Source organism: Streptomyces inhibens, assembly GCF_022221585.1.
Lineage (GTDB): Bacteria > Actinomycetota > Actinomycetes > Streptomycetales > Streptomycetaceae > Streptomyces > Streptomyces inhibens.
In genome coordinates this window covers 6,824,496-6,848,191 of the sequence record NZ_CP084681.1, presented here as the reverse complement: position 1 = coordinate 6,848,191, position 23,696 = coordinate 6,824,496, and the positions used below count along the sequence as shown (strand labels likewise).

The 23,696-nt window shown below is 71.9% G+C and carries 20 protein-coding genes and 1 pseudogene; 6 read left to right on the top strand and 15 right to left on the bottom strand.

Translation table 11 applies throughout. The features are described from left to right. Window positions 1-39: 39 nt before the first annotated feature. The 3 genes from KI385_RS31085 to gdhA form a co-directional block, all read right to left on the bottom strand. The gene (locus tag KI385_RS31085; RefSeq protein WP_238575421.1) at window positions 40-729 is read right to left on the bottom strand and encodes an SDR family oxidoreductase; all 690 of its coding nucleotides are present in this window, start codon (window positions 727-729) and stop codon (window positions 40-42) included. An 87-nt stretch (window positions 730-816) separates the two neighbouring features. Further along, complete coding sequence (locus tag KI385_RS31080) at window positions 817-1,359, bottom strand: LOG family protein (protein WP_238575420.1); 543 nt, start codon at window positions 1,357-1,359, stop codon at window positions 817-819. 92 nt (window positions 1,360-1,451) lie between these two features. Next, a complete protein-coding gene (gene gdhA / locus KI385_RS31075; RefSeq protein ID WP_238575419.1) occupies window positions 1,452-2,828 on the bottom strand; it encodes an NADP-specific glutamate dehydrogenase in 1,377 nt (458 codons plus the stop codon). Window positions 2,829-3,363: 535 nt separating this feature from the next. Between gdhA and KI385_RS31070 the strand changes: the two genes are divergently transcribed. Then, on the top strand, window positions 3,364-3,732 hold the full coding sequence (locus KI385_RS31070) for a peptidoglycan-binding domain-containing protein (protein WP_238575418.1): 369 nt from the start codon (window positions 3,364-3,366) through the stop codon (window positions 3,730-3,732). A gap of 31 nt (window positions 3,733-3,763) precedes the next feature. Here KI385_RS31070 and KI385_RS31065 read toward each other — a convergent pair whose 3' ends face one another. Further along, window positions 3,764-4,468 (bottom strand): VC0807 family protein, encoded by a 705-nt coding sequence (locus KI385_RS31065; protein ID WP_238577933.1) that lies wholly within the window; start codon window positions 4,466-4,468, stop codon window positions 3,764-3,766. A gap of 251 nt (window positions 4,469-4,719) precedes the next feature. Then, on the bottom strand, window positions 4,720-5,850 hold the full coding sequence (gene mnmA, locus KI385_RS31060) for a tRNA 2-thiouridine(34) synthase MnmA (RefSeq protein WP_238575417.1): 1,131 nt from the start codon (window positions 5,848-5,850) through the stop codon (window positions 4,720-4,722). 60 nt (window positions 5,851-5,910) lie between these two features. Between mnmA and KI385_RS31055 the strand changes: the two genes are divergently transcribed. After that, window positions 5,911-6,630, top strand: a complete 720-nt coding sequence (locus KI385_RS31055; RefSeq protein WP_238575416.1) for an N-acetylmuramoyl-L-alanine amidase — start codon at window positions 5,911-5,913, stop codon at window positions 6,628-6,630. A 15-nt stretch (window positions 6,631-6,645) separates the two neighbouring features. Here the strand turns inward: KI385_RS31055 and KI385_RS31050 are convergent, their stop codons facing one another. Next, window positions 6,646-7,815, bottom strand: a complete 1,170-nt coding sequence (locus KI385_RS31050) for a cysteine desulfurase family protein (protein ID WP_238575415.1) — start codon at window positions 7,813-7,815, stop codon at window positions 6,646-6,648. A gap of 110 nt (window positions 7,816-7,925) precedes the next feature. On the opposite strand from KI385_RS31050, the gene KI385_RS31045 reads away from it, so the two are divergent. The 3 genes and pseudogenes from KI385_RS31045 to KI385_RS31035 form a co-directional block, all read left to right on the top strand. Then, window positions 7,926-8,180 carry a type II toxin-antitoxin system Phd/YefM family antitoxin gene (locus KI385_RS31045; protein WP_238575414.1) on the top strand — a complete coding sequence of 85 codons (255 nt, stop codon included), beginning with the start codon at window positions 7,926-7,928 and terminating at the stop codon, window positions 8,178-8,180. Then, the gene (locus KI385_RS31040; protein ID WP_238575413.1) at window positions 8,177-8,428 is read left to right on the top strand and encodes a type II toxin-antitoxin system RelE family toxin; all 252 of its coding nucleotides are present in this window, start codon (window positions 8,177-8,179) and stop codon (window positions 8,426-8,428) included. The genes KI385_RS31045 and KI385_RS31040 overlap by 4 nt, the downstream gene beginning before the upstream one ends. Then, window positions 8,427-8,657 (top strand): annotated as a pseudogene (locus tag KI385_RS31035) (alpha/beta fold hydrolase); the annotation flags it as partial. The gene KI385_RS31040 and the pseudogene KI385_RS31035, both read left to right, overlap by 2 nt. Here the strand turns inward: KI385_RS31035 and KI385_RS31030 are convergent. The 5 genes from KI385_RS31030 to KI385_RS31010 all read right to left on the bottom strand — a co-directional run bounded on the left by KI385_RS31030 (window position 8,647) and on the right by KI385_RS31010 (window position 18,073). Next, complete coding sequence (locus KI385_RS31030) at window positions 8,647-13,443, bottom strand: AfsR/SARP family transcriptional regulator (RefSeq protein WP_238575412.1); 4,797 nt, start codon at window positions 13,441-13,443, stop codon at window positions 8,647-8,649. The pseudogene KI385_RS31035 and the gene KI385_RS31030 sit on opposite strands and share 11 nt — an antisense overlap. Then, complete coding sequence (locus KI385_RS31025; RefSeq protein WP_238575411.1) at window positions 13,440-14,456, bottom strand: AAA family ATPase; 1,017 nt, start codon at window positions 14,454-14,456, stop codon at window positions 13,440-13,442. Before KI385_RS31025 ends, KI385_RS31030 begins: the two co-directional genes overlap by 4 nt. A gap of 43 nt (window positions 14,457-14,499) precedes the next feature. Next, window positions 14,500-16,677: a VMAP-C domain-containing protein gene (locus KI385_RS31020; RefSeq protein WP_238575410.1), complete on the bottom strand. Its 2,178-nt coding sequence runs from the start codon at window positions 16,675-16,677 to the stop codon at window positions 14,500-14,502. After that, the gene (locus KI385_RS31015; RefSeq protein WP_238575409.1) at window positions 16,674-17,105 is read right to left on the bottom strand and encodes a CU044_2847 family protein; all 432 of its coding nucleotides are present in this window, start codon (window positions 17,103-17,105) and stop codon (window positions 16,674-16,676) included. The genes KI385_RS31020 and KI385_RS31015 overlap by 4 nt, the downstream gene beginning before the upstream one ends. Window positions 17,106-17,224: 119 nt before the next feature. Further along, on the bottom strand, window positions 17,225-18,073 hold the full coding sequence (locus KI385_RS31010) for a thioesterase family protein (protein WP_238575408.1): 849 nt from the start codon (window positions 18,071-18,073) through the stop codon (window positions 17,225-17,227). A gap of 95 nt (window positions 18,074-18,168) precedes the next feature. Here KI385_RS31010 and KI385_RS31005 point away from each other — a divergent pair, with 95 nt between their 5' ends. Continuing rightward, a complete protein-coding gene (locus KI385_RS31005) occupies window positions 18,169-18,804 on the top strand; it encodes a trimeric intracellular cation channel family protein (RefSeq protein WP_238575407.1) in 636 nt (211 codons plus the stop codon). Window positions 18,805-18,874: 70 nt separating this feature from the next. On the opposite strand, the gene KI385_RS31000 is transcribed toward KI385_RS31005, so the two are convergent. From KI385_RS31000 to KI385_RS30985, 4 genes are all read right to left on the bottom strand, one after another. Continuing rightward, window positions 18,875-20,284: a M1 family metallopeptidase gene (locus tag KI385_RS31000; protein ID WP_238575406.1), complete on the bottom strand. Its 1,410-nt coding sequence runs from the start codon at window positions 20,282-20,284 to the stop codon at window positions 18,875-18,877. Between the two features lie 109 nt (window positions 20,285-20,393). Further along, window positions 20,394-21,530 carry an ABC transporter ATP-binding protein gene (locus KI385_RS30995; RefSeq protein ID WP_238575405.1) on the bottom strand — a complete coding sequence of 379 codons (1,137 nt, stop codon included), beginning with the start codon at window positions 21,528-21,530 and terminating at the stop codon, window positions 20,394-20,396. After that, window positions 21,527-22,633: an ABC transporter ATP-binding protein gene (locus tag KI385_RS30990; RefSeq protein WP_238575404.1), complete on the bottom strand. Its 1,107-nt coding sequence runs from the start codon at window positions 22,631-22,633 to the stop codon at window positions 21,527-21,529. Before KI385_RS30990 ends, KI385_RS30995 begins: the two co-directional genes overlap by 4 nt. Next, the gene (locus tag KI385_RS30985; RefSeq protein ID WP_238575403.1) at window positions 22,630-23,640 is read right to left on the bottom strand and encodes an ABC transporter permease; all 1,011 of its coding nucleotides are present in this window, start codon (window positions 23,638-23,640) and stop codon (window positions 22,630-22,632) included. Before KI385_RS30985 ends, KI385_RS30990 begins: the two co-directional genes overlap by 4 nt. Window positions 23,641-23,696: the final 56 nt, after the last annotated feature.

Genomic DNA, 23,696 nt, shown 5'->3' with positions numbered 1-23,696 from the left:
CCCCAGCAGCGTACGTCGCCTCGGCGGGCCCTTGCGGGCTCAGCGCCCCGGCCGCACCGACACATCGTTGATCTCCGCGTCCCGCGGCAGATCGATGGCGGTGAGGATGGCCGTCGCGACCGACTCCGGGTCGATCCAGCGGGACGGGTCGTACTCCTTGCCCTCCTGCCGGTGGGTGCTCTCCTGCATCGGCGTGGCCGTACGCCCCGGGTAGACCGAGGTCACCCGGACGCCGTTGCCGTGCTCCTCCGCCCGCAGCGAGTCGGCCAGCGCCTTCAGGCCGTGCTTGCTCGCGGCGTAGGCGCTCCACTGGGCGTGCGCGTTGAGCCCGGCACCGGAGTTGACGAAGACGACATGCCCCTTGGCGACCCGTACCAGCGGCAGCAGCAGACGGGTCAGCTCGGCGGGCGCGACGAGATTGGCGGCGAGCTGCCGCTGCCAGGCCTTGGCCGGCAGATCGGCGACCGCGCCCAGCTCGATGACGCCCGCGATGTGCTGAAGGGAGTCGATACGGTCCGGCAGCGGCTGCTGCCCGAAGGCCCAGGACAGTTTCTCAGGGTTGGCGAGGTCACCCACGAGCGTGCGGGCGCCGGGGAACTGCGCGGCCAGCTCCTTGGCCCGGACCGCGTTGCGGGCCAGCAGCCACAGGTCCTCCCCGCGCTCGGCGAGCCGCCGTGCGACCGCCGCTCCGATGCCCGACCCTGCGCCCGTGATCAAGTGCGTACCCATGAGGCCGATCCTAACGAGCGGGCCGGCGAAGGCCCGGCTCCACCGGGGCGCCGGACGCGGGCGACGGGCTGCGGGGCGGGCGGTGGCTCACGCCTGCACGCCCGCCTTCTCCTCCAGGTACGCCAGCGCACCCACGCCGTCCGCCGCGAAGAAGACCAGGTCGGTCAGCGGGAGCGGCAGGAACCCCTCCGACTCCATCCGCTGGAACTGCTCCTTCAACCCGTCGTAGAAACCGGCGGTGTTCAGCAGCACCACGGGCTTGGTGTGCAGCCCGTGCTTGCGCAGCTCCAGGATCTCGGTGGCCTCGTCCAGCGTGCCCATACCGCCGACCATGATGACGATGGCATCGGCGCGCGCCAGCATCTGCGCCTTCCGCTCGGCGAGGTCCTTGGTGACGACCATCTCATCGGCGCCCTTGCGCGCCTTGTGCGCCAGGAACTCCACGGAGACACCGATCAGCTTCCCGCCGGCCTCCTGCACCCCGTCGGCCATGACCTTCATCAGACCGGCGTCCGAACCGCCCCAGACCAGCGCATGCCCGCCCTTGCCTATCAGCTCGGCGAACTGACGGGCGGGGGTGACATAACGGTCGTCGAGATCGGCCGCGGAGCAGAAGACACAGATATTCATGCGGCCACCTTACGAGCCGGGGCCGGGGGCGGGGGCGCGGCCGGCGTCACCGGCCCCGCCCCCGGGCTCGCCCTTCCGGCCCCGCGCCCGGATCAGATCAGCCCCTGGTCCAGCATCGCGTCCGCGACCCGCTCGAAACCGGCGATGTTGGCGCCGGCGACGTAGTCACCGGGCAGCCCGAACCGTTCGGCGGTCTCGTAGCAGGTGCGGTGGATCCCGCGCATGATCGCCGCGAGTTCGCCCTCCGTACGCTCGAAGGGCCACGCCTCACGTGCGGAGTTCTGCCGCATCTCCAGCGCGCTGGTCGCCACGCCGCCCGCGTTGGCGGCCTTGCCGGGGCCGAACGCCACCCCGGCCTCCTTGAGGAGCGTCACCGCGTCCGGCGTGGTCGGCATGTTGGCGCCCTCGGAGACCGCCTTGACGCCGTTACGGACAAGGATCCGGGCGGCGTCCGCGTCCAGCTCGTTCTGGGTCGCCGACGGCAGCGCCACATCGCACGCGACATCCCACACCCGCCCACCGGGCACGTAGGTGGCGGACACCCCGCGCCGCTCGGCGTACACGCTGATCCGGCCGCGCTCGACCTCCTTGATCTGCCGCAGCAGCGCCAGATCGATGCCCTTCTCGTCGACGACATAGCCGCCGGAGTCCGAGCAGGTCAGCACGTTGGCGCCGAGCGCCTGCGCCTTCTCGATGGTGTAGATCGCGACATTGCCGGACCCGGAGACCACCACCTGCTGCCCGTCCAGCTCCTCACCGCGCTGCTTGAGCATCTCCTCGGTGAACAGCACATTGCCGTAACCGGTGGCCTCCGTACGGGCCTTGGAGCCGCCCCAGGCCAGGCCCTTGCCGGTCAGTACACCGGCCTCCCAGCGGTTGGTGATCCGCCGGTACTGGCCGAAGAGATAGCCGATCTCCCGGCCTCCGACGCCGATGTCGCCGGCGGGTACGTCGGTGTGCTCGCCGAGATGGCGGTGCAGCTCCGTCATGAACGACTGACAGAACCGCATCACCTCGGCATCCGACTTGCCGTGCGGGTCGAAATCGCTGCCGCCCTTGCCGCCGCCGATGTTCAGGCCGGTCAGGGAATTCTTGAAGATCTGCTCGAAGCCGAGGAACTTCACAATCCCCAGATTCACGGACGAGTGGAAGCGCAGACCGCCCTTGTACGGACCGAGCGCGCTGTTGAATTCCACCCGGAATCCGCGGTTGACGTGAATCGCCCCGGAATCGTCCTGCCAGGGAACCCGGAACATGATCTGCCGCTCCGGCTCACAGATCCGCTCCAGAATTCTCGCCTCGGCGAATTCCGGGCGGGCGGTCAGTACGGGGGCGAGCGTCTCCAGTACCTCCAGAGCCGCCTGGTGGAATTCGGGCTCCCCGGGATTCCGCCGGACCAGCTCGGCGTACAGGGATGCCGGCCCGGCCCTATGAACGCCGGGCTTGACCTCAGTTTGCACAGTCGACATGACTTCCGTTCCCTTCGTCGCCGAGGAAAGGCCGCCTGCGGTCCGGACCGTGACGCGCCTTCACGAGTCCTTCAACTCCTCACGAGTCCTCGGCGTCACCCATCCTTGGCGCAGTTGCCTGTGCCCTCCCGTCGCTCCGCCGACCCTATTTGCCGACACCCCACCGGCCGGCTGTGGGATACACGACAAATCGATCCCCTATGCAGGCGCACCACCCCGCCCACTCCCCCGGGCCCGCCCCTTCCGTACGCCATGCCCCCAGGTCAGCGTGCCGGCGTCGGCCACGCCCGGCCTCGCACGCCCATCGCCCGCTGTGCGACACCTCACAGTGGACCGCCGCGCCCTGACCCGCCGTGAGCCCGCCGCCCCGTTCGGCCGCCTGGCGAGGGACACCGTCACTCACAGGGGCGGATTTCGGACGGTATGCGCATAACGCGGAACTCCGGGTGCCACCCTCTCCGTGGCTGTCCTGAGACACAGGCCATCTCGCCTCACAGCCCCCGGACAGGGACTCACAGCGAAGAGAGATCTCCTCATGCTCACGCTTCGGCGCACCACCACGACCGTCTCCGCCATGGCAGCCGGTCTGCTGCTCGCCATGGCACCCGCCCTCGCCCACGCCGTCACCCCGGCGGCCGCACACACCGCCGTCTCCCCGGCGCGGGTGGTCGCCCACTGCGGCTACTACGACGGCGATGCGACAACCGGGTTCGGCGATACCGGCTACCGGGTCCGCGAGATCCAGTGCCTCATCAACCACTGGAGGGGAGGCACCCCGCTGGAGGTCGATGGCGACTTCGGTCCGCGCACCGAGAGTTGGGTGGCGCGCTTCCAGGACGTGAAGGGCCTCCTCGTCGACGGCGTGGTCGGCCCGCTGACCTGGGCAGCCCTGCGAGGTGCCTGAGCCGGCCGACCCCCGTATCGGCCGCCCGGCTTCAGCCGCCGGCGCCGACCACCGCCGTGGCAGCGGAGGCGTCGGCAGCGGCAGGCGCGGCCGCCGTCCCCGCTTCGCCCTCACCGGTCCCGGCGGTGCGCTCGATCTCGGCCTTGACCATCTTCTCCATCGGTTCGGCGGAGCTTGCGCCCGCGATGAACATGGCCAGCAGGATGGCCACGATGGTCAGCACCGTGCTCAGCCAGACCATCGTGTGCACCGGCAGGGTGTACGCGCCGATGACCTTGAGCACGCACTCGGTCAGCAGCGCGGTCCCCCATATCGCCGAGAACCGCCGCTCGGCCCGCCGGAACCGCTCCGAGCCGGCCAGCAGCCGGTCCCAGGCGGCGTTGCCGGCCGCGCTCCCCTTGGTGACCCAGGGCTTGAGGCCCGCGGTCATCAGCGGCCGCTTCGTCCGTACGGAGAGGAGGATCGCGATGCCGACGACGCTGCTGACGCCGCTGTCCTTGGCCAGCATCAGCCGCGGATCGCCGGCCACCGTGCTCAGCGCCAGGCCCACGACGTTGACGATCAGTATCAGCAGTGCGAGGCCGTTGACGCTGCGGCTTCTGACCAGGCCCCAGACCGTGCGCAGCGCCGGGACCACGCTGCTCCAGCCCAGTGCGGCCACCGTGCTCATCCCGAAGCCTTCGCTGAGGAGGTAGTACGAGGCGAGCGGAATCCCGGCGTCCACGATCAGCGGCATAAAGCTGTCGAGCAGCGGGTTGCTCCGCTTGCCCTCGGCGACGGGCTGGCTCTGACTCACGGCGCACTCCCCCAAGTTGGGCTGTGAACTGCTGCTTCCTGCAACGCATTCAGCTTCGTCCACAGCCCCGCCCGGCAACAGTTTCGACTGTCCTGGGTTCGGCATGACATTTGTCAGGCCGGGCGCCGAAAAAACACGCCCTACGCCTGCACGCGCCCTGCGCCTGTCCGCGCGCCAGGCCTGTCCGCGCGCTACGCCTCTGCTCGCGCCCGCCGCTCCGTGGTGGCGATGGTCGCCGAGCCGACCACCCGCGTCCCGTCGTAGAGGACGATCGCCTGGCCCGGTGCCACACCGCGGACGGGCTCGGTGAAGGACACCTGGAGTTCGCCGCCGTCGACCAGCTCGGCGGTGACCTCGGTCTCGCCTCCGTGGGCGCGGAGCTGGGCGGTGTACGTGGCGGGGCCGGCGGTCGGGGGGCGGCCGCACCAGCGAGGGCGGATGGCGGTGAGGCCGGTGACGTCGAGGGACTCGGCGGGGCCGACGGTGACGGTGTTGTCGACCGGCGAGATGTCGAGGACATAGCGCGGCTTGCCGTCGGGGGCCGGGTGGCCGATCCGCAGGCCCTTGCGCTGGCCGATCGTGAAGCCGTACGCGCCCTCGTGGGTGCCCAGGCGGTTCCCGGACTCGTCGACGATGTCGCCCTGGGCCGTGCCGAGCCGCTTGGCGAGGAAGCCCTGGGTGTCGCCGTCGGCGATGAAGCAGATGTCGTGGCTGTCCGGCTTCTTGGCGACGAACAGACCGCGGCGGGCCGCCTCTTCGCGGATCTCGGCCTTGGTGGTGAGGGTGTCGCCGAGCGGGAACATGGCGTGCGCCAGCTGGCGGTCGTCGAGGACACCGAGGACGTACGACTGGTCCTTGGCCATGTCGGAGGCGCGGTGCAGCTCACGGCTGCCGTCCTCGCGCAGCACGACCGTGGCGTAGTGGCCGGTGCAGACCGCGTCGAAGCCGAGGGCCAGGGCCTTGTCGAGGAGCGCGGCGAACTTGATCTTCTCGTTGCAGCGCAGGCAGGGGTTCGGGGTGCGCCCGGCCTCGTACTCGGCGATGAAGTCGTCGACGACGTCCTCGCGGAAGCGTTCGGCGAGGTCCCAGACGTAGAAGGGGATGCCGATGACGTCGGCGGCGCGGCGCGCGTCGTGGGAGTCCTCGATCGTGCAGCAGCCGCGGGCACCTGTACGGAACGACTTCGGGTTCTCGGAGAGCGCGAGATGCACGCCGGTCACATCGTGGCCGGCCTCGGCGGCGCGGGCGGCGGCGACGGCGGAGTCGACACCGCCGGACATGGCGGCGAGTACGCGGAGGCGGCGGGGGGCGTCATCAGTCATAGCCCGTCCAGAGTAGACGGAACCGCCGACAGGTCGGAAAGCGTTATGCAGCGCATGGGGATGAGGGCTGGGGAAAAGGGCGGCAGGAGCGGCGCCAAGGGGGGCTCGTCCGGGGTCACACGGCGGCGGGCGTTGTGGATCGGCGGCGGGGCGGTGGCCACCGGGGCCGCCGCGCTCGCGGGGCGGGACGAGCTGGCGCACTGGTGGTGGCGGCTGCCGGGGCATGACAAGCCCCGCACACCGGGCGCGGTCGACCATCCGGGCGCCCAGTGGGTCGAGGCGTCCCCGGAGAACTACCGGCGGGCGGACCGGCCGGCGGATTACGAGATCGACCGGGTGGTCGTCCATGTCGTCCAGGGCAGCTTCGCGACGGCGCTGAAAGTGTTCCAGGACCCGGATCATGAAGCCGCCGCCCACTACGTCGTCCGCAAGGACGGGCACATGGCCCAGATGATCCGCGAGCTGGATGTGGCGTTCCACGCCGGGAACCGCGGCTACAACGAGCGGAGCGTCGGCATCGAGCACGAGGGGTTCGTGGACCGGCCGGAGTCGTTCACGGCTGCCATGTACGCGTCGTCCGCGCGGCTGACGGCGGGGATCTGCCGGCGGTACGGCTTCCCGGCCGACCGGGAGCACATCGTGGGGCATGTCGAGGTACCCGGAACGGATCACACCGATCCCGGACCGCACTGGGACTGGGACCGCTACCTGCGGCTCGTACGGGCCGAGCTGCGCAAGCCCGTACGGCCGAAGGGGCACAAGCCCGTACGGGAGAGCTAGCCCCCTACGGGAGAGCTAGCTCAGCCCCGCGCTCCGCGCCCGTTCCACCACCGGGCCGATGGCCTGCGCCAGCGCCGCCACGTCCTCCGCGGTGGAGGTGTGCCCCAGGGAGAACCGCAGGGTGCCGCGGGCGAGCTCCGGCGACATACCGGTGGCCAGCAGGACATGGCTGGGCTGGGCGACGCCGGCGGTGCAGGCGGAGCCCGTGGAGCAGGCGATGCCCTGGGCGTCCAGGAGGAGCAGCAGGGAGTCGCCCTCGCAGCCGGGGAAGGAGAAGTGCGCGTTGGCGGGCAGTCGGCCCGCGGGGTCCGGGTCGCCGCCGAGGACGGCGTCCGGGGCGGCGGCGCGTACCGCCTTGATCAGGTCGTCGCGCAGTGCGCCGATGTCGCGGGCGAAGTCCTCGCGGTGCGCGACGGCGTGCCGACCGGCGGCGGCGAAGGCGGCGATGGCGGGGGTGTCCAGGGTGCCGGAGCGCACATGCCGCTCCTGGCCGCCGCCGTGCAGCACCGGAACGGGGGCGTACTCGCGGCCCAGCAGCAGCGCGCCGATGCCGTACGGCCCGCCGATCTTGTGGCCGGAGACCGTCATCGCGGCGAGTCCGGAGGCGGCGAAGTCGACCTCCAGCTGGCCGACCGCCTGCACCGCGTCCGCATGCAGCGGGATCTCGAACTCCCTTGCCACCTCGGCCAGTTCACGGACCGGCTGGATGGTGCCGATCTCGTTGTTGGCCCACATGACAGTGGCGAGCGCGACATCGGCGGGGTTGCGCTCGATGGCCTCGCGCAGGGCGTCGGCGTGCACCCGGCCGTAGGTGTCCACCGGCAGCCAGTCGATATGGGCGCCTTCCTGCTCGGCGAGCCACTGCACGGCGTCGAGGACGGCGTGGTGTTCGACGGGGCTGGCGAGCACGCGGGTGCGGGCCGGATCGGCGGCCCGGCGGGACCAGTACAGGCCCTTGACCGCGAGGTTGTCGGCCTCGGTGCCGCCCGCCGTGAAGACGATCTCGCTCGGGCGTGCGCCGAGGGAGGCGGCGAGGGATTCCCGCGCCTCCTCGACGGTGCGCCGGGCCCGCCGGCCGTCGGCGTGCAAAGAGGACGCATTGCCGGTGACGGTCAGCTGGGCGGTCATCGCCTGCACCGCCTCCGGGAGCATCGGGGTGGTGGCGGCGTGGTCGAGGTAAACCATGGTGTGCCGATTCTACGAGGCGCCGCCAGGGCGCAGGCAGGGCGCGGTGGCGCATTCGTTCGAGACGCGGACTTCTCCACTCGACTGTACAGAAGTGTACACTTCTGTACATGAGTGACACGGTGCCCATGACAGAGGCCAGAGCGCGCTTCGGATCGCTGGTCCGCCGGACCGCACTCGCACGAGAGCGCATCACCATCACCGACCACGGCCAGGCCGCGGCCGTCTTGATAAACCCACAGGAGTTGGCGGATCTGGAGGACGCACTGGCGCTCTACGAGCACCGGGCGCGCCAAGCCTCCGGGACGTTCCGCGGCATCCCGCACGACGAGGTACGCGCCCGACTCGGCCTGGAGCCCGAGTGAGCTGCACCATCATCTGGGACGAGTCCGCCCTGGACACGGCGGCTCGGTTCCTCAAGGACGACCCGGAGGGCTTACGTCAGCTTTTCGCGTCCATCGACCTCTTGGCCGGCTCCCCTCGGCCTGCGGGCTCCCTTCCGTACGGTTCCCCGGATCTGCGCCGCATCCATAGCGGCAGGTACCGCGCGCTCTACGAGATCAACGACTCCACGGTGACGATCATCGTCATCCACATCGGGCGGGCAGGCTGACCGGCCGCGCGGATACGAGCTGCCGACACTGATCTGCTGGGGCGCCCAGGACAGCTGGATCCCGGTGGCGAAGGGCCGCGAGCTGGCCTCGCGGATTCCGGGTGCCCGGCTCCGGATCATCGAGGGCGCGGGGCATCTTGTGCAGGAAGATGCCCCGGGCGAGCTCACGGCGGCGCTGGCGGATTTCCTCCGGGAGGGTGAGGGGGGCCGGGGGACTCCTACCGGGTGAGCCGGCGGCCGAGGTCGCGGACCGTGGCGGCCGCATCGGCCACTCCGACCGCTCCGGACGTCGACTCCGTCAGCGCCTCGTGGGAGGTCACCGTCTCCAGGGATGACCGCAGACGTGTCAGGTCGGCGCGCGGAGGGCGGCCCGTACGCGCGAACTCGGCGACCCGATCCGCGAGTTCGGCCTCGACGGCGCCAAGGATCTCCAGGGCTTCGAGGGTGCCGCGGGGGGCGGCCGGTCCGCCGGCCGGGTCGGCTCCCGGGTCGGCCGTCCCGTGGTCGGGCTGCACGACGGCCTGCTGGAGCCTGAGCCGGTCGTGGAGGGTGCGGACGGCCGCCGTCAGATCGCGCAGGACCGTGCCGGTGCTCGCGGTGTCCGCGGTGCGCGAGACGCCGGGTCCGCGCGAACCGGCCGACGACGGGCCCGTCTTGTCCCGCAGCAGGGCCCGCACACCGCGCGCCTCCGGGGCGTCGAACGCCTCGTAGACGGCGAGCGCCTCCCGCCAGTGCGCCCGGGCTCCCTGCTTGCGGCCCAGGGCCGTCTCCGCGTGCCCCAGCGCGACCAGCGCGTCGGCACGCCAGCGCTCACCGCCCGGCACCAGCAGCCGCTTCGCCGCGACCTCCGCGGCGGCCGCCGCGTCGCTCGGCCGGATCAGGGCGACCATCGCCTCGGCCGTCCGGCAGCGGGTGCGGCCCGCCCAGAGGTGCTGCCGGTCCTCCTCGAACAGCGGCAGGGCCTGGACCAGTTCCCGGAGCGCGTCGGCATGCCGGCCGGCCGACGACAGCGCCTCGGACAGCGCGTACAGACCGTGCGCCAGCCGTGGGGAGTCGCCGCCGGTCCGGCGGTGGATCCCCACGCTCCGCTCGGCGAACAGCACGGCGTCGTTGCTGCTGCCGGTCGCCGCCCAGACCCGGGCCAGCGCGCCGAGCACGGCCGCCTCCCCCAGCTGGTCGTCGCGGGTGCGGCAGCGCTCCCAGACCGCGGTCAGATGGCGCTCCGCCTCGTCGTGCCTGCCCTGGTGGAGGGCGATGACCGCGCGTGCGTACGGGGCGCGGAAGCCGGTCAGCGGGTCGCGGGAGCGGCCGGCGAGCCGGTCCGCCCGCCGTGCTTCGGGCTCGGCCTCGGTGAACTTGCCCATCGTGAGGTACGCCTCGGCCAGCGCGGCCCGGGCCCGGCCTTCCGCCCGGTCGTCGTCCGCCATGGCGGCCCGTTCGGCCACCGCCCGCGCGGCCGGTTCGTACGCCGCGGAGAGCACCCCGGAATCCGCCGTCACCTGGGCGAGCAGCAGGAGATCCGCGGCGCGCCGGACATGCCGCGGGCTCCGCACCGCGATCTGGCGGACCAGCGCGAGCAGTTGGGGCGTCTCGTCGGCCCAGACGGCCAGGGCGGACGTGCTGTCCTTCATCTTGGGCAGGCCCGTCCTGGGGAGGGCGGACGACGCGACGCGGGTGAGGTCGTTCCGCCACCGCTCCCCGGGATACCGCCGCTCATGGACCTGGCGGCCCAGGGCCAGATAGAAGTCCAGCAGCCGGGACAGCGCCTCGTCGTGCTGTGCTTCGGGCAGCTCCTGAACGGCGGTCTCGCGGGCGAGGGCCCGGAGTTCACCCGCGTAGTGACAGCGGCCGGGGGCCGTCCTGCGGAGCACACCGGCCGCCTGCAACTCGTCCAGGGAGGAACGGGTGCGGTCCGCCGTCGTGTCGAGAAGCGCGCTTGCGGCGCCGAGCGAGATCACCGCGGACGAGAGGTCCGCCTCGGGCACGGCGAGGACCCGGAAGGCGCGCCGCGCGGGCGGGGTGAGCTGGGCGTCGAGCCACTGGAGCAGCGGGCGCCGGGGCAGGGCGCGGTGCGCCTCGGCGGCCGTCAGCCGGTCCAGCGCGAGGGCGCCGGTGAGCGAACGGTGCTGTGGGCGGCGGCGGCCGGTGAGGAGTACGGCGCCGCCCCGGGCCGACGGTGTGCCCGTGGGGCCCGGCAGCACGGAGGTCAGCGTCTCCGCCGCATCGGACGCATCGTCCAGCACGATCAGGACGCGGCGCTCCGCCAGCAACGTACGGCAGAGCGTGAGGCGCTCGGGTCCGCTGTCGCGCAGGTCCACGAACAGCTGCCCGTCCGGGAAGTGTTCCGCCGCCTCGTGCGCCACCCGCAGCGCGAGCGCCGTCTTGCCGACGCCGGCCGGTCCGTGAACGGCCCAGCAGGGCGGCGAGTCGCCGTCGGTGCGGGTCAGCTCCTCGACGAGCCGGGAGATCTCCTTCGTACGGCCGAAGAAGTGCTCGGGGGCGGGGGGCAGGGCGCGGGGCAGGGCCACGGGTGCCGGCTCGGGTTCGCGGTCCTGCGCCAACGGGCGGTACACCTCGGCCATGAGGTCGTTCCGCCACCGCTCCAGCCGCGCACGGTGCGCCTCGGCGAACGGTCCCGGCAGCCCGGCGAGCGGTGCGCCCTCCCACAACGCCAGTGCCGCATCGCGCAGTTGGCGGGCCTCGGCCGGGTCTTCGGCGTGGCGGGCGCGGGCACGGGCGATCAGCCGGTCGGCCTCGTCGAGGTCGAGGTCCGGGTCGGGGTCGGGGGCGAGGGCGGGGTCGTGCGGCCCGGCTCCGGGGCGGCGGAGGGTGTAGCCGCCGCCCGGCTCGCGTGCCAGCACGTCCGCGCCCAGCGCCGTACGCAGCCGTGAGGCGTATGCGTGCAGCGTCGCGAGCGCGCTCCGGGGCGGCTCATCGCCCCAGATGTCGGCCACCAGCTCGGGCGCGGTGGCGGAGCGCCCGGGCCGCAGCAGGAGCGCCGCGAGCAGCGCCTGCTCCTTCAAGCTGCCCAGGCGGACCGGGGTGCGGCCGCGCCAGGCACGTACGGAACCGAGCACCGCGAAGCGCACCGGCTGCGGCGGCGAAGCGGGCACGGACCGCGGCCCGGCGCTGTCCGGGCTGCCGGTCCGCTGCCCCGGCACCACCCCGTCCAGCCGCTCCGGCACCACACCCCCCATCCGCTCCAGCACCGGACTCGCGAGGACGGCGAAGGCCCGCGCCGACGCATGCAGCCGCAGCTCCCCCTCCTCGTCGCCCATCAGGACGGGGAAGTCCGGCAGCCGGCCCATGTACGGCTCCAGGGACCGGCCGACGGCCTCGACGACCTCCACGGCCTGTTCGGCGCCGAGCCCGGAGAACAGCAGCTCCCGTACGCCGGGGCGGAAGTCGTATACGGGCTGCACCGGTTGGCCCGGTGGTGGGGCGCCCAGGGCACGGTCCAGTGTCAGCGCGGCGGCCGCGTCCCGTCCCTGGTCGGTGCGCTCCAGCAGGCCACCGAGCAGGATCTCCGCGACATGGGTGGGGCCCGCGTCGCGCATCGTGGCGGCCCGCACCAATTGCATCAGCGGTGTGGTCAGGGGCCGGATCGCGGAGAGCCGGACGGCGAGCCGATAGGACTCGGGCGAGAACGCTCCCCGGAAGTGGGTCAGCAACTCCTCGGCGGTGCCGTGCGGTTGGCGCGGCAGGACCGGCGGCGGCGCCTCGTCCAGCAGCGCCGTTTCGATCAGGTGCGGCACTCCGGGGCGGGTGAGCAGCCCGGCCCACTGCTCCAGCGCGGAGGCGGTCGGATGCAGGACGGGCAGCGCCAGGACGCCGTCCGCCTCCGGGTCGGGCTCACCGCTGAGCGCATCGCAGACGAGGAGCCGCCCGACGCCGTCGAACTCGCCCGGTGCGGTGAGCAGCCGGGGCCGTGCGTCCAGGGCGGTGCCCCGCCACAGCCGCCGGGGCAGCGGGTTGAGTACGGCTACCGGGCCGCCGCGGCCCCATGCGGACAGGGCCCGGACGGCCTGCGGGGCGCGCCATCCCGGGCTCGTGCCGTCGGTGAGCAGGAAGGTCACCGCCGCGCCCGCGGCCGGCCGGCGCCGCGCCGGGCCGCTCGGGTCCTGGGGGTCGATCGTATGGACCTGGACGGAGCGGAAGACGGTGCTCCGGGTGAGGAGTGCGCGCAGCTCGGCGGCCAGCGGCCCCCACACCTGCATGGACGGCGAGCAGTCCACCAACAGCACGGCCGACCAGCGCCGTTCCTGGTCCGGGCGGGAGACGACGTCGAGGAAGCCGGTCTCGGCGGCGATCCGGACGGTGGCCTCGATGTCGGTGACGGTGCGCTGCGGGTGGTCCCGGGACCGGCGCAGCGGGCGCAGCGCCCGGCCCAGCTGCTGGGCGTCGGGCAGCGCGCGCCCGCCGGGGACCCGCGCCGGCCGGACACGGTCGGCGCCCGCCTCGCCGCCCTGACTGCCCATCGCGTAGAGGGCGCGACGGGGCGGGCCGGCGGGAGTCACGGGCTCAGGGTGATCGGTGAGGCGGGTGGAACCCTGCGGGTCGGTGGCATCGGCGGGATCGGCGTGCTCCGTGCGATCGGTGGGATCGTCGGGCCCGGTGGGATCGTCGGGCCCGGTGGGATCGTCGGGCCCGGTGGGATCAGCAGAATCGGTGGGATCAGCGGGATCGGCAGGGCGTGCGGGATCGGTGCCGCCCGGGCGCCCGGCCGACGCCGAGGCGTCGGCGGACCCGGCGGGCGCCCCGTCGGCCCGCGCGGGCTCACCGGATGCGGCCTCCGTCTTCTCGGCAGCCGCAGGTCCGGCACCGTCACCCGCCCCGGCCGCACACTCTCCCGGGTCCGCCGCACCGCCCGTCTCGCCCGGCTCACCCGTCTCGCGCGGCTCGCCCGGCGTCCCGCGCCCCTCCATCACCCGCGCCAGCCACAGCACATCGAGGAGCTCCGTGGCCCCGAGGTCGTAGCCGGCGGCCGACATCGCCTGTCGTAGTGGTTCGATCATGGCGACATGGGCTCGTCGAGGCGGTGCAGCACGGCGGCGAGCAGCTCTTCCTTGCTGAGATCGGCGCCGCTGATCCGCAGATGGACGGCGGCCAGCAGCTGATCCGTGGCGAGCGTCTGGGTCTTCGAGCGCTGGTGGAAGACCTCGATGAGGTCCTCGGCGGCGGCGACCGCGCGCTCGCCCAGGTTGTGTTCGATGATCTTCCGCAGCCGGTCGCCGGTCGGCTCCGGCAGATCCAGCCGTACGCAGCGGCGCATGAACGCGGGCGGGAAGTCGCGTTCGCCGTTGCTGGTCATGATGACGACCGGGAAGTGGGCGCAGCGGACCACCCCGCGGTGGACCGTCACCCGCTCCCGGCTTCCGCTCAGCAGGACCTGGACCTCCTGCTGGTGCTCGGGCAGCCGGGCCAGTTCCGGGATCTCGAACTCGCCCTCCTCCAGGACGACCAGCAGGTCGTTGGGCAGGTCGATATCGGCCTTGTCGAGTTCGTCGACGAGCAGGACCCGGGGCCGGTCGGCGGCCAGTGCGCTGCCGAGCGGGCCCAGGCGCAGGTACTGACCGATGTCGCCGGCCGACGGCGTACGCCGGGCCCTGGGGCGGCGGGCGGAGCCGCGCGGCGCCGTCTCGTGCTCGCGGCGCAGCGAGGCCTCCCGCAGCCGGCCGACGGCGTCGTAGCGGTAGAGGGCGTCCTGGAGCGTGGAGCGGCTGTTGACCGACCAGCGCAGTACGTCGCCCAGGCCCAGCTCCTCGGCGACGGCGCGGGCCAGCGAGCTCTTGCCGGCGCCGGGGCGGCCGGTGACCAGCAGGGGGCGGTGCAGATGCAGCGCGGCGTTGACGACGGAGATCTCGTTGCGCTCCAGGAGGTACGGCGCGCGGGGCGCCGTGCCGCGAGTGGCCGGAAAGCGTCGCCAGGGCGGTGGGGCGGGCAGGTCCGACGGGCCGCGGAAGACCCACCAGCCCTCCGGCTCCGCCACCGGGTCGTCATGTGCGCCTGCTGCGCTCTGTCCGGTCACCGCACGTTCTCCTCGTTCATTGCTGCGTCCCCCACACAGGCGTTCATGGTTGCGTCAACACCCAGGCATCAGGGGCGAGTTGCGGGGGCCGGTGGTCCGGCGCGTCGTACAGCAGGGACAGCCGCCTGCCGTGGTGGGTGTCGCTCTCCGGCTCGGCCATCGCCTTGGCCCGCTCCAGGCGCACCACCTCGGGGACCTCGGAGTGGTCCGTGCCGTCCACCAGGGCCAGCAGGTCCTGGGCGATGCGTTCGCCGTGTTCGGCGCGGTGCCACAGGACCGTGTGGACGCCCGCCTGAACGCACTGCCGCAACAGCGTTCCGTGGTGGTGCGGTTCGCAGCACACGATCACCGTGCCGGCGTCGCGGTGCACTTCCAGCTGCGCGCGGGCGACCTTGCGGTCGGTGTGCCGGTGGTCCAGGACCAGCCGCTTGGCGTGCGGCAGCGCCGCGGTGCGCTGTTTCCAGCCGGCGTAGCTCTCCCGGGAGCGTTCCGTGGTGCGCACCACCACCCGGCGGGTGATACCCGGCGCGAACGGCCCGTCCTCGTCGCTGTCGGGCGACTCCCAGGAGTCGACGTCCAGGCCGAGCCAGGCGGACGGCAGGAAGTACTCCACCAGTGCGGTCTCCGGGTCCTCCCTGACCTCGGTGCGCAGCACCCGGCGGATGTCGTCGACCACCTGCTCGCTGCCCGCCTCGGCGTCCCTGACCAGCGCGAGGCGGTGCGACTGGCGGTCGGCGAAGGTCCAGATCTGGTACGTGAAGCGGCGTCCGGTGGGGGTGGGCAGCAGCTCCACCTGGACGCGGGGAGCGGTGGCCGGCGCCTCGGGTCCGCCGCCCGGCCGGCCGGGGGCGCGCACCGGTGTCGCGGCCGCCTCGACATCCGCACGGAACTGGCTGACCGCCGCCTCGTCGACACCCGACCGGGCGGCCACCCGCTCGACCCAGGCATCCAGGTCCTCGGCGGGATAGGCACCGGCCGCCCGCTCCTCGACGCTGATCCGCACCACCCCTTGCAGCAGCGGCGGCACCGGCGCGCCGGTGGTGGAGCTGAAGCCCTCCAGGGCGTCCATGGCATCGGCCAGGCCGGTGACGGCGGGCAACTCGGGGGCGTGCGGCAGTACGCGTTCCAGGAGGGTGCGAGGGTCGGTGCGGGTGCAGTGGGCCAACAGGCCGGAGAGGTCACGGCGTTGGCGGGTGGTCAGATACTCGCCGGGGCGGACCGTGCGGGCGGCGCGGCGGAGCCGTTCCCAGTCCTCGCGGGCGCCGTAGAGGCCGGGCCGGGCATGCGGGTCGTAGGGGTCGGCGAGGACCGGTGGCTCGTAGTCCCGTACCAGGTCGAGGAGTTCGGGGATACCGCGGCGGACGCCGACCGCCAGGCCGACGAGCCGTTCGAGGTCGGCCGCCGGGCCCGCCGAGGGCCTGCCGAGCCGGGCGGCGAGCCGCTGCTCGCAGGCGAGCACCGCCTCCCGGCCTTTCAGTACGCGTTCCAGTGCGGTGAGCAGCTGCTGCACCCCGCGCCGGGCGGTGGGCACCGCCGAGGGCGGAAGGTCGGGGAGTTCGGCCTCGACGGCCGGGACGCTGATGGCGTACATCGTCGTCGGCCGGTCCCCGGGGGCGGCCGGCTCGGGGGCCCGGTGCACGGCCGCGACCAGGCCGACCACGGCCTGCCGCTCGCGGTCCCACAGCGGCCCGCCGCTGAAGCCCTCGGTGACCTGGGCGCCGCCGAGCACATCCAGCGCGATCCAGGGCGGCGCCGAGACCCGGGGCACCGCGCGGACCGTGGGCAGCGGATTGCCGCTGGCCCATAACGCGATGGTTTCGTTGGCGTAGCTGTGCTGGAGGAACGGTGCCGGTTCGGCGCCGTCGGGCGGGGCGGCGGTCAGTTCGAGTACGGCGAGGTCACCGTGGTACGGCACCCGTCCGGGCTCGACCGGATCCCTCCCGGTCGCCTTGGCCCTGGGCGGCACCCACATCTCGCGCACCACCCGCGCGGTCAGATCCCGGCCGGCCGCGACATGGGGCAGCCGGAGCGTGACCGTGTCGTCGTGGCCGGGGGTGTCCTGGGTGAAACGTCCCCTGCCCAGCGCACTGTTGACGACATGGGCGCAGGTCAGGACGAGCCGCTCGGCGACCAGCACGCCCGCGCCGACGGCCTGCCCGCCGTGGCGCACGGAGACGAAGGAGAGCTGGAGCGGGGTGTCCGGGCCTGCGCCTTCGATCACGGCGCCGTCCCGCCGGGTTCACCCGCGCCACTGCCGAGGTTCCAGGTGGCGGAGACCTTGAAGCTCGCCTCGCCGTTGCCGGAGAACACACCGAGGCGCAGATCGGATCCGAGCGTGACGCCGAACTCCACGGTGACCTCGTCGGGGCGGTGGCTGCCGCTGGAGATCGAGCGGTGGATCTGGCCGAGTACGCCGCCGAGCGGACGCAGGGCTTCCTCCAGGACCTCCCCGCCGCGGGTCAGCGCCCGGGCCGCCCGGCTGTCCACGCTGACCGGCTGCGCGGACCCGAACCCGTCGGGCAGCTCCAGTTCGCCGTCGGCGGCCGGGGGTTGGTCCGGGGCCGCGCCAAAGTGCCCGTCGGCCACCGGCACTTCGGCCCGCAGCCATACGACGGTTCCGTCATCCATCTTCAGTGCCACGTCCCCCATGGCGATCAGTCTGACATGAGCCGCACCGCCACCGCGCGCGGTTTCACGTCACAGTCTCCGCTTGTTCACCCGGAGCCACCTGCGAAAAGGGCACCGGCAGCGGCGCCGGGGACGGTGGGCTACGCCGCCTGTACCGCGCGCGCCAACTGCCGTGACTGGGCGACCAGACGGTCCTCGGCGTCCCACACCTCGGCGTCCTCCTCCAGGAAGCCGCCCGCCAGGTTGCGGGTGGTGATCGCGACCCGGAGCGGGCCGGGGGCCGGGCGGTGGCGGATGTGGGTGGTCAGTTCGACGGTGGGGACCCAGCCGGACAGGCCCATTTCGAAGGCGGTGGGCGGCAGCGCGTCGACGGCCAGCAGAAGGGAGAGCGGGTCGGGGTCGCGGCCGTCGGCGAGGCCGAACCATGCGCGCATCTCGCCCTTGCCGGACGGGGCGCCGACGGCCCAGCCGGCGGTCGCCGGGTCCAGCCGGAGGGTGAGCCGGTCGGCGATGGCCGTGCTGCCGGGGATGGCGGGGCGCTCGCCGGGGGCGCTGTCGGGGCCCAGGCAGTGTTCGTACGGCGGGATGGCGGGCGGCTTGGCGGTCGTGCGGACGTCGTCGGACAGCGCGCCGAGGTCGCCGTACGTGGCGAGCACCCGCAGCCGCTCGACCTCGCTGCCGTCGTCCGCGAACTGGACGAGGGTGGCGGTGCCGGTGGACATCGCGCGGCCGGTGCGGACCACTTCGGTGCGGATCACGGCGGGGCCCGGCACGGAGGCGGTCAGATAGTGCGCGGTGACCGAGAGCGGGTCGGGGTGCGGGAGGGCGTCGCCCAGGGCGCGGCCCATCAGGGCGAGGAGGTAGCCGCCGTTGACCGCGCGGATGATCGTCCAGCCGGCGGAGAGATGGGCGTCGTACACGCCGGGGGTGCGACGGGTGACCGCCGTATCGCGGTCGAACTCGCTGTTGCCTATGGTCACCAGAGCCATGGGTTGCACGCTACACCGGATAGTTACCGACCGGTAGTGTCAGATTTAACGGCCTCGCGCGGAAGCACTCCCTCCGGGCCTGCGATTATGGCGCCATGCTTCATGTGCTCTACCTGGCCGGCGTCGCGGCCTTCGCGGCGAGCGGAGTGCTGGCCGCCTACCGCGCCAACATGGACCCCTTCGGCGGACTGGTGCTCGCCTTCGCCGCCTCGATCTCCGGCGGCACACTGCGCGATCTCGTCCTCGACCGGCAGCCGCTGTACTGGACGCACGACTGGGTACTGCTCACCGTGATCATCTGTGTCGGCGTCGGCACCATGATCTATCTGCGGTTCTGGTCGCTGCCCCGCAAATCGCTGCTGGTGGTCGATGCGGTCGGACTGTCCGTCGTCACGGTGATCGGCGCCCGGGCGGCCATCGACGCGGGCGCCACCCCGCTCGCCGTGATCATCCTGGCGGTGCTGACCGGTGTCGCCGGTGAGGTCATCCGCGATGTGCTGTGCGGGGAGTTCCCGCCGCTGCTGCTGCGCGAGGACGTATACGCGATCGCCGCACTGGCCGGCGGCTGCTGCTATCTGCTGCTGCACCACCTCGGCGTCGGGGCCACCCCCGCCGCGGCGGTCTCGGCGGGGGTGGTGTTCGCGCTGCGCATGGGCGCGGTCTATCTGGGGCTGCATCTGCCGCGGCCGCAGCAGCTGCGCAGCCGCAGCGGACAGCAGGACTCCGACTGACCCGTACGGGACAGCAGGACTCCGACTGACCCGTACGGGTCGATGTGCTCGACCCGTACGGGCCGGGGCCCTACTTCGCCGGCAGCGCCGGCTTGCTCTCCGTGTTCAGCCAGACGTCGAAGAGATCGTCCAGCTGCTGACCGGAGATCTTCTCGGCGAGCGCGATGAACTGGGAGGTCTCCGCGTTGCCGTAGCGGTGCGCGGAGGTCCAGGCCGGCAGCAGCTTGAAGAACGCCTTGTCACCGATCCGCTCGCGCAGCGACTGGAGCGTCATCGCGCCCCGCTGGTAGACCGCGCTGGAGAACATGGTGTCCCGCTGGGGATCGGCGATCTTCTGCTTCCAGAAGCCGTCGTCGGCGGGGAGGGCGTTGTAGGCCTTGCGGAAGGCGTCATGGGCGCTCTGGGTGCCGCGGTGCTCGGCCCACAGCCACTGCGCGTACGTGGCGAAGCCCTCGTTGAGCCAGATGTTCTTCCACTGCTTGACCGAGACCGAGTCGCCGAACCACTGGTGGGCCAGCTCGTGGACGATCGTCGACTCGCTGCGGACCGCCGAGTAGACGGGCTTGGACTGCACCTCCAGCGAGAAGCCGGCCTGCGGCATGTCGTCGACGATCGCGCCCGTCTCCTCGAACGGGTACGGACCGAAGACCTTCGACCAGTAGTCGGTGGCCTCGGAGGTGATGCCGTAGACATCGACCTTGCCGGTGGGCAGGGTCGGGTCGGTGGCGACGTAGATGGGCGTGCCGCCGGGCGTGGTGCCCGTACGGACGTCGAACTTCCCGATGGTGGCGGTGGCCAGGTACGTCGCCATCGGGCGCTTCTCGCGCCAGTGGGCGTACGAGCGGCCGTGCGCCTCCCCCGAGCTGATGAGCCGGCCGTTGGAGACACCGGTCAGGCCCTTGGGGGCGTCGATACGGATGTCGTAGGTGGCCTTGTCGGCGGGGTGGTCGCTGGAGGGGAACCACGTCGAGGCGGCGTTCGGCTCGCAGGCGACGAAGACGCCGTCCTTGGTCTTCATCCAGCCGTAGTCGGAGCCGAAGATGATCGGGCCGCCGAGCGGCTTGGGGACGCCGTGGTAAGTGACGGTGACGGTGAACTTTCCGCCACTGCGCAGCCGGGAGTCGGGGCGTACGGATATCTCGTCGCCCGACCTGCTGAAGTGGGCCCGCCGGCCGTTCACCTTCACCGAGTCGACCGTCAGCTTCTGCAGATCGAGATCGAAGGCGGAGAGGTTCTGGGTGGCCCTGGCGGTGAGGGTGGTGCGGCCGTCGAGGCGGCCGCTGTCGGGGTGGTAGCTGACGCCGAGGTCGTAGTGCAGGGCGTCGTAGCCGCCGTTGCCCAGGTCAGGGAAGTAGGAGTCGCCGACGCCCGGGGCACCGGGACTTGCGCCGGGTGCGGCGGCGATGGTGGCGGCCGAGGCCACCGCGGTCGCCAGGGCGAGCCAGCGGGAGGTGCGACGCGCAGAACGGGAGAGTGCCATGAGCCATCCCTTCGGACACACGGATAAAGTCGAAAAAAGTTCGAACAACCGTGCTGACTCTGCACTCTCCCGTCCCGCTTTACCCAGGACTTTGCCAATTCCTCAGGTGTTACTTGTCGGTTGCTGCCTTACCGACCGGACCTTCGGTCGCCGCGGCGGCGGCCGGGGCCTGGTCCGGCGCGTTCTCCGGGTGGTGGCAGGCCACCTGATGGCCCGTCCGCAGCGCGACCAGCGGCGGCTCGGTGGTGGTGCACACCTCGGTCGCCTTCCAGCAGCGGGTACGGAACCGGCAGCCGGAGGGCGGGTTGATCGGCGAGGGCACATCGCCCTTGAGCAGGATCCGGTCGCGCTGGGTGCGCCGCTTGGGGTCGGGCACCGGCACGGCGGACAGCAGCGCCTTGGTGTACGGGTGCATCGGCGTCTCGTAGAGCCCCTTGCGGTCGCTCAACTCCACGATCTTGCCGAGGTACATGACCGCGATCCGGTCCGACACATGCCGGATGACCGAGAGGTCGTGGGCGATGATGACGTACGTCAGGCCCAGCTCCTCCTGGAGGTCGTCCATGAGGTTGACGACCTGCGCCTGGATGGAGACGTCGAGGGCCGAGACCGGCTCGTCGGCGACGACCAGCTTCGGCTTGAGCGCCAGCGCCCGGGCGATACCGATGCGCTGTCGCTGACCGCCGGAGAACTCGTGCGGATAGCGGTTGTAGTGCTCCGGGCTCAGGCCCACCAGCTCCAGCAGCCGCTGCACCTCCTTCTTCACGCCGCCCTCGGGCTCGACGCCCTGGAGCCGGAAGGGGGTGGAGACGATCCCGCCGATGGTGTGCCGCGGGTTCAGCGAACCGTACGGGTCCTGGAAGATCATCTGGACGTCACGGCGCATCGGCCGCAGCTTCCCGGTGGACAGATGGGTGATGTCCTGGCCCTGGAACTCGATGGAGCCGCCGGTCGGCTCGTCGAGCCGGGTGATCAGCCGGCCCATGGTCGACTTGCCGCAGCCGGACTCGCCGACGACACCGAGCGTCTCGCCCGGCCGTACGTCGAAGTCGATGCCGTCGACCGCCTGCACCGCCCCGACCTGCCGCTTGAGCAGGCCCTTGGTGATCGGGAAGTGCCGGACCAGACCGCGGACCTTGAGCAGCGGCTCGGCGTCGGCGGAGGAGGACTCCTTGGAGGTCTCCGCGGACTCCGCCTCCTTCTGGAGCGGGATCTTCTTGTTCTGGTCGTCAGTCGTCTCGGTCACAGCTTCGGCGCAATCTCTTCGGTCCAGATACGCTCCCGCTCCTCCTGCGACATATGGCAGGCGGAGAAGTGCCCGCCGTCTGCCTCGCGCAGTTCGGGGCGGACCGTACGGGTGAGGTTGTCCTTGGGCACATCCGCGTACGGGCAGCGGGGGTTGAAGGCACAGCCGGACGGGACGTTGATCAGGCTGGGCGGAGAGCCCTTGACCGGGATCAGCCGCTCGGTCTGATCACGGTCGATGCGCGGCATGGAGCCGAGCAGCCCCCAGGTGTAGGGGTGCTGGGGCCGGTAGAAGACCTTCTCGGCCGGGCCGCGCTCGACGCACCGCCCGCCGTACATCACCAGCAGATCGTCCGCGAGCTCGGCGACCACACCGAGGTCGTGGGTGATGATGATGACCGCCGAGCCGAACTCCTTCTGCAGATCGCGGATCAGGTCCAGGATCTGCGCCTGGACGGTGACGTCCAGGGCGGTGGTCGGTTCGTCCGCGATCAGTAGCTCGGGGTTGTTGACCAGCGCCATCGCGATCATGGCGCGCTGGCGCATACCGCCGGAGAACTGGTGCGGATGGTCGTCCACACGCTTGTCGGGCTGCGGGATGCCGACCCGGTCGAGCATCTCGATCGCCCGCTTGCGCGCGGTCTTCTTGTCGACGTCGTTGTGGACGCGGTACGCCTCCACGATCTGCTGGCCGACCGTGTAGAAGGGGTGCAGCGCGGACAGCGGATCCTGGAAGATCATCGCCATCTCGCGGCCGCGCAGCCGGCGCACCTCGTCCGGATCGGCGGAGACCAGCTCCTTGCCGTCCAGCCAGATTTCGCCGGACATGTTCACCTTGCTGCGCTGCTGGCGGGAGGCCCGGTGCAGCCCCATCACGGCGAGCGAGGTCACGGACTTGCCGGAGCCGGACTCGCCGACGATGCCGAGCGTCTTGCCCTTCTCCAGGCTGAAGGTCAGGCCGTCGACGGACTTCACCACGCCGTCGTCGCTGGGGAAGTGCACCTTCAGGTCCCGCACTTCGAGGAAGGCGGAGGGCGTCCGAGAGCCGGCCGCGGCCGGCTCGTCCACCGCTGTGGCGGTCTTGTCCTCGGAGGAGTCGGTCACGAGAGCCTCACCCGCGGGTCGACGGCGGCGTACAGAACGTCCACCACCAGGTTGCAAATGACGATGAAGAACGCGGCGAGCAGGGTGACGCCGAGAATGTTCGGCAGGTCGTTGGCGTTGATCGCCTCGACGGCGAAGGCACCGACTCCCTTGAGCGAGAAGACCTGTTCGGTGATCAGCGCACCGCCGAGCAGCAGGCCCAGGTCCATACCGAAGACCGTGATGATCGGGGTGAGCGCGGCCCGCAGACCGTGCCGTACGACCACCTTGCGCTCCTCCAGGCCCTTGGCGCGGGCCGTACGGATGTAGTCCTCGCTCAGCGTCTCCAGCATGCCCGCTCTGGTGAGCCGGGCGTAGAGCGCGGAGTAGAGGAAGGCCAGCGTGACCCAGGGCAGGACCAGGGTCCGGGCCCACAGGAACGGATCCTCCAGCAGCGGCACATAGTCGCTGCGTTCGAAGATCGGCCACTGGTAGGTGAACAGGGCCAGCGCCAGGGCGCCGGTGAAGAACATCGGGAGGGAGACACCGGCCAGCGCGACGCCCATCGCCATCCGGTCGAAGACCGAGCCGGGGCGCAGCGCGGACAGCACACCGGTGGCGACACCGGAGACGACCCAGAGCACGGCGGCACCGGCGGCCAGCGACAGCGTCACCGGGAGCCGGGACTGGATCTCGGGCCAGACCTCGATATGCGTCTTGAAGGAGTAACCGAAGCACGGCACATGGCACTTGGCCGCTTCCGGACCGAATTTGTAGTCGACGCCGACGAAGATGCCCTTGAGGAATTCCCAGTACTGCTCGTACACGGGCTTGTCCAGGCCGAGATTCTTCTTGACCGCGGCGATGTCCGCGGGCGTGGGGGCCTTTCCGATGTACTGCTGGGCAAGCTGGTCGGTGGTCTGCCCGGCCAGTTTCGGCAGCAGGAAGAAGATGCCGAAAGTGACCGCGCTGACGATCAGCAGCAGGATCACTGCGCTGATCAACCTGCGGATGATGTACGAGAACACGGGGATGCGGCGTCGGCGCCGCGAGCCGGCCTGGGCCGGCCCGCGGACACCAATGC

What these genes read in the sequence shown, in the direction of transcription:
- KI385_RS31085 (WP_238575421.1), bottom strand. Translation starts at nt 729, where the DNA reads ATGGGTACGCACTTGATCACGGGCGCAGGGTCGGGCATCGGAGCGGCG.
- KI385_RS31080 (WP_238575420.1), bottom strand. Translation starts at nt 1,359, where the DNA reads ATGAATATCTGTGTCTTCTGCTCCGCGGCCGATCTCGACGACCGTTAT.
- gdhA (WP_238575419.1), bottom strand. Translation starts at nt 2,828, where the DNA reads ATGTCGACTGTGCAAACTGAGGTCAAGCCCGGCGTTCATAGGGCCGGG.
- KI385_RS31070 (WP_238575418.1), top strand. Translation starts at nt 3,364, where the DNA reads ATGCTCACGCTTCGGCGCACCACCACGACCGTCTCCGCCATGGCAGCC.
- KI385_RS31065 (WP_238577933.1), bottom strand. Translation starts at nt 4,468, where the DNA reads ATGCCGCTGATCGTGGACGCCGGGATTCCGCTCGCCTCGTACTACCTC.
- mnmA (WP_238575417.1), bottom strand. Translation starts at nt 5,850, where the DNA reads ATGACTGATGACGCCCCCCGCCGCCTCCGCGTACTCGCCGCCATGTCC.
- KI385_RS31055 (WP_238575416.1), top strand. Translation starts at nt 5,911, where the DNA reads ATGAGGGCTGGGGAAAAGGGCGGCAGGAGCGGCGCCAAGGGGGGCTCG.
- KI385_RS31050 (WP_238575415.1), bottom strand. Translation starts at nt 7,815, where the DNA reads ATGGTTTACCTCGACCACGCCGCCACCACCCCGATGCTCCCGGAGGCG.
- KI385_RS31045 (WP_238575414.1), top strand. Translation starts at nt 7,926, where the DNA reads ATGAGTGACACGGTGCCCATGACAGAGGCCAGAGCGCGCTTCGGATCG.
- KI385_RS31030 (WP_238575412.1), bottom strand. Translation starts at nt 13,443, where the DNA reads ATGATCGAACCACTACGACAGGCGATGTCGGCCGCCGGCTACGACCTC.
- KI385_RS31015 (WP_238575409.1), bottom strand. Translation starts at nt 17,105, where the DNA reads ATGGGGGACGTGGCACTGAAGATGGATGACGGAACCGTCGTATGGCTG.
- KI385_RS31010 (WP_238575408.1), bottom strand. Translation starts at nt 18,073, where the DNA reads ATGGCTCTGGTGACCATAGGCAACAGCGAGTTCGACCGCGATACGGCG.
- KI385_RS31005 (WP_238575407.1), top strand. Translation starts at nt 18,169, where the DNA reads ATGCTTCATGTGCTCTACCTGGCCGGCGTCGCGGCCTTCGCGGCGAGC.
- KI385_RS31000 (WP_238575406.1), bottom strand. Translation starts at nt 20,284, where the DNA reads ATGGCACTCTCCCGTTCTGCGCGTCGCACCTCCCGCTGGCTCGCCCTG.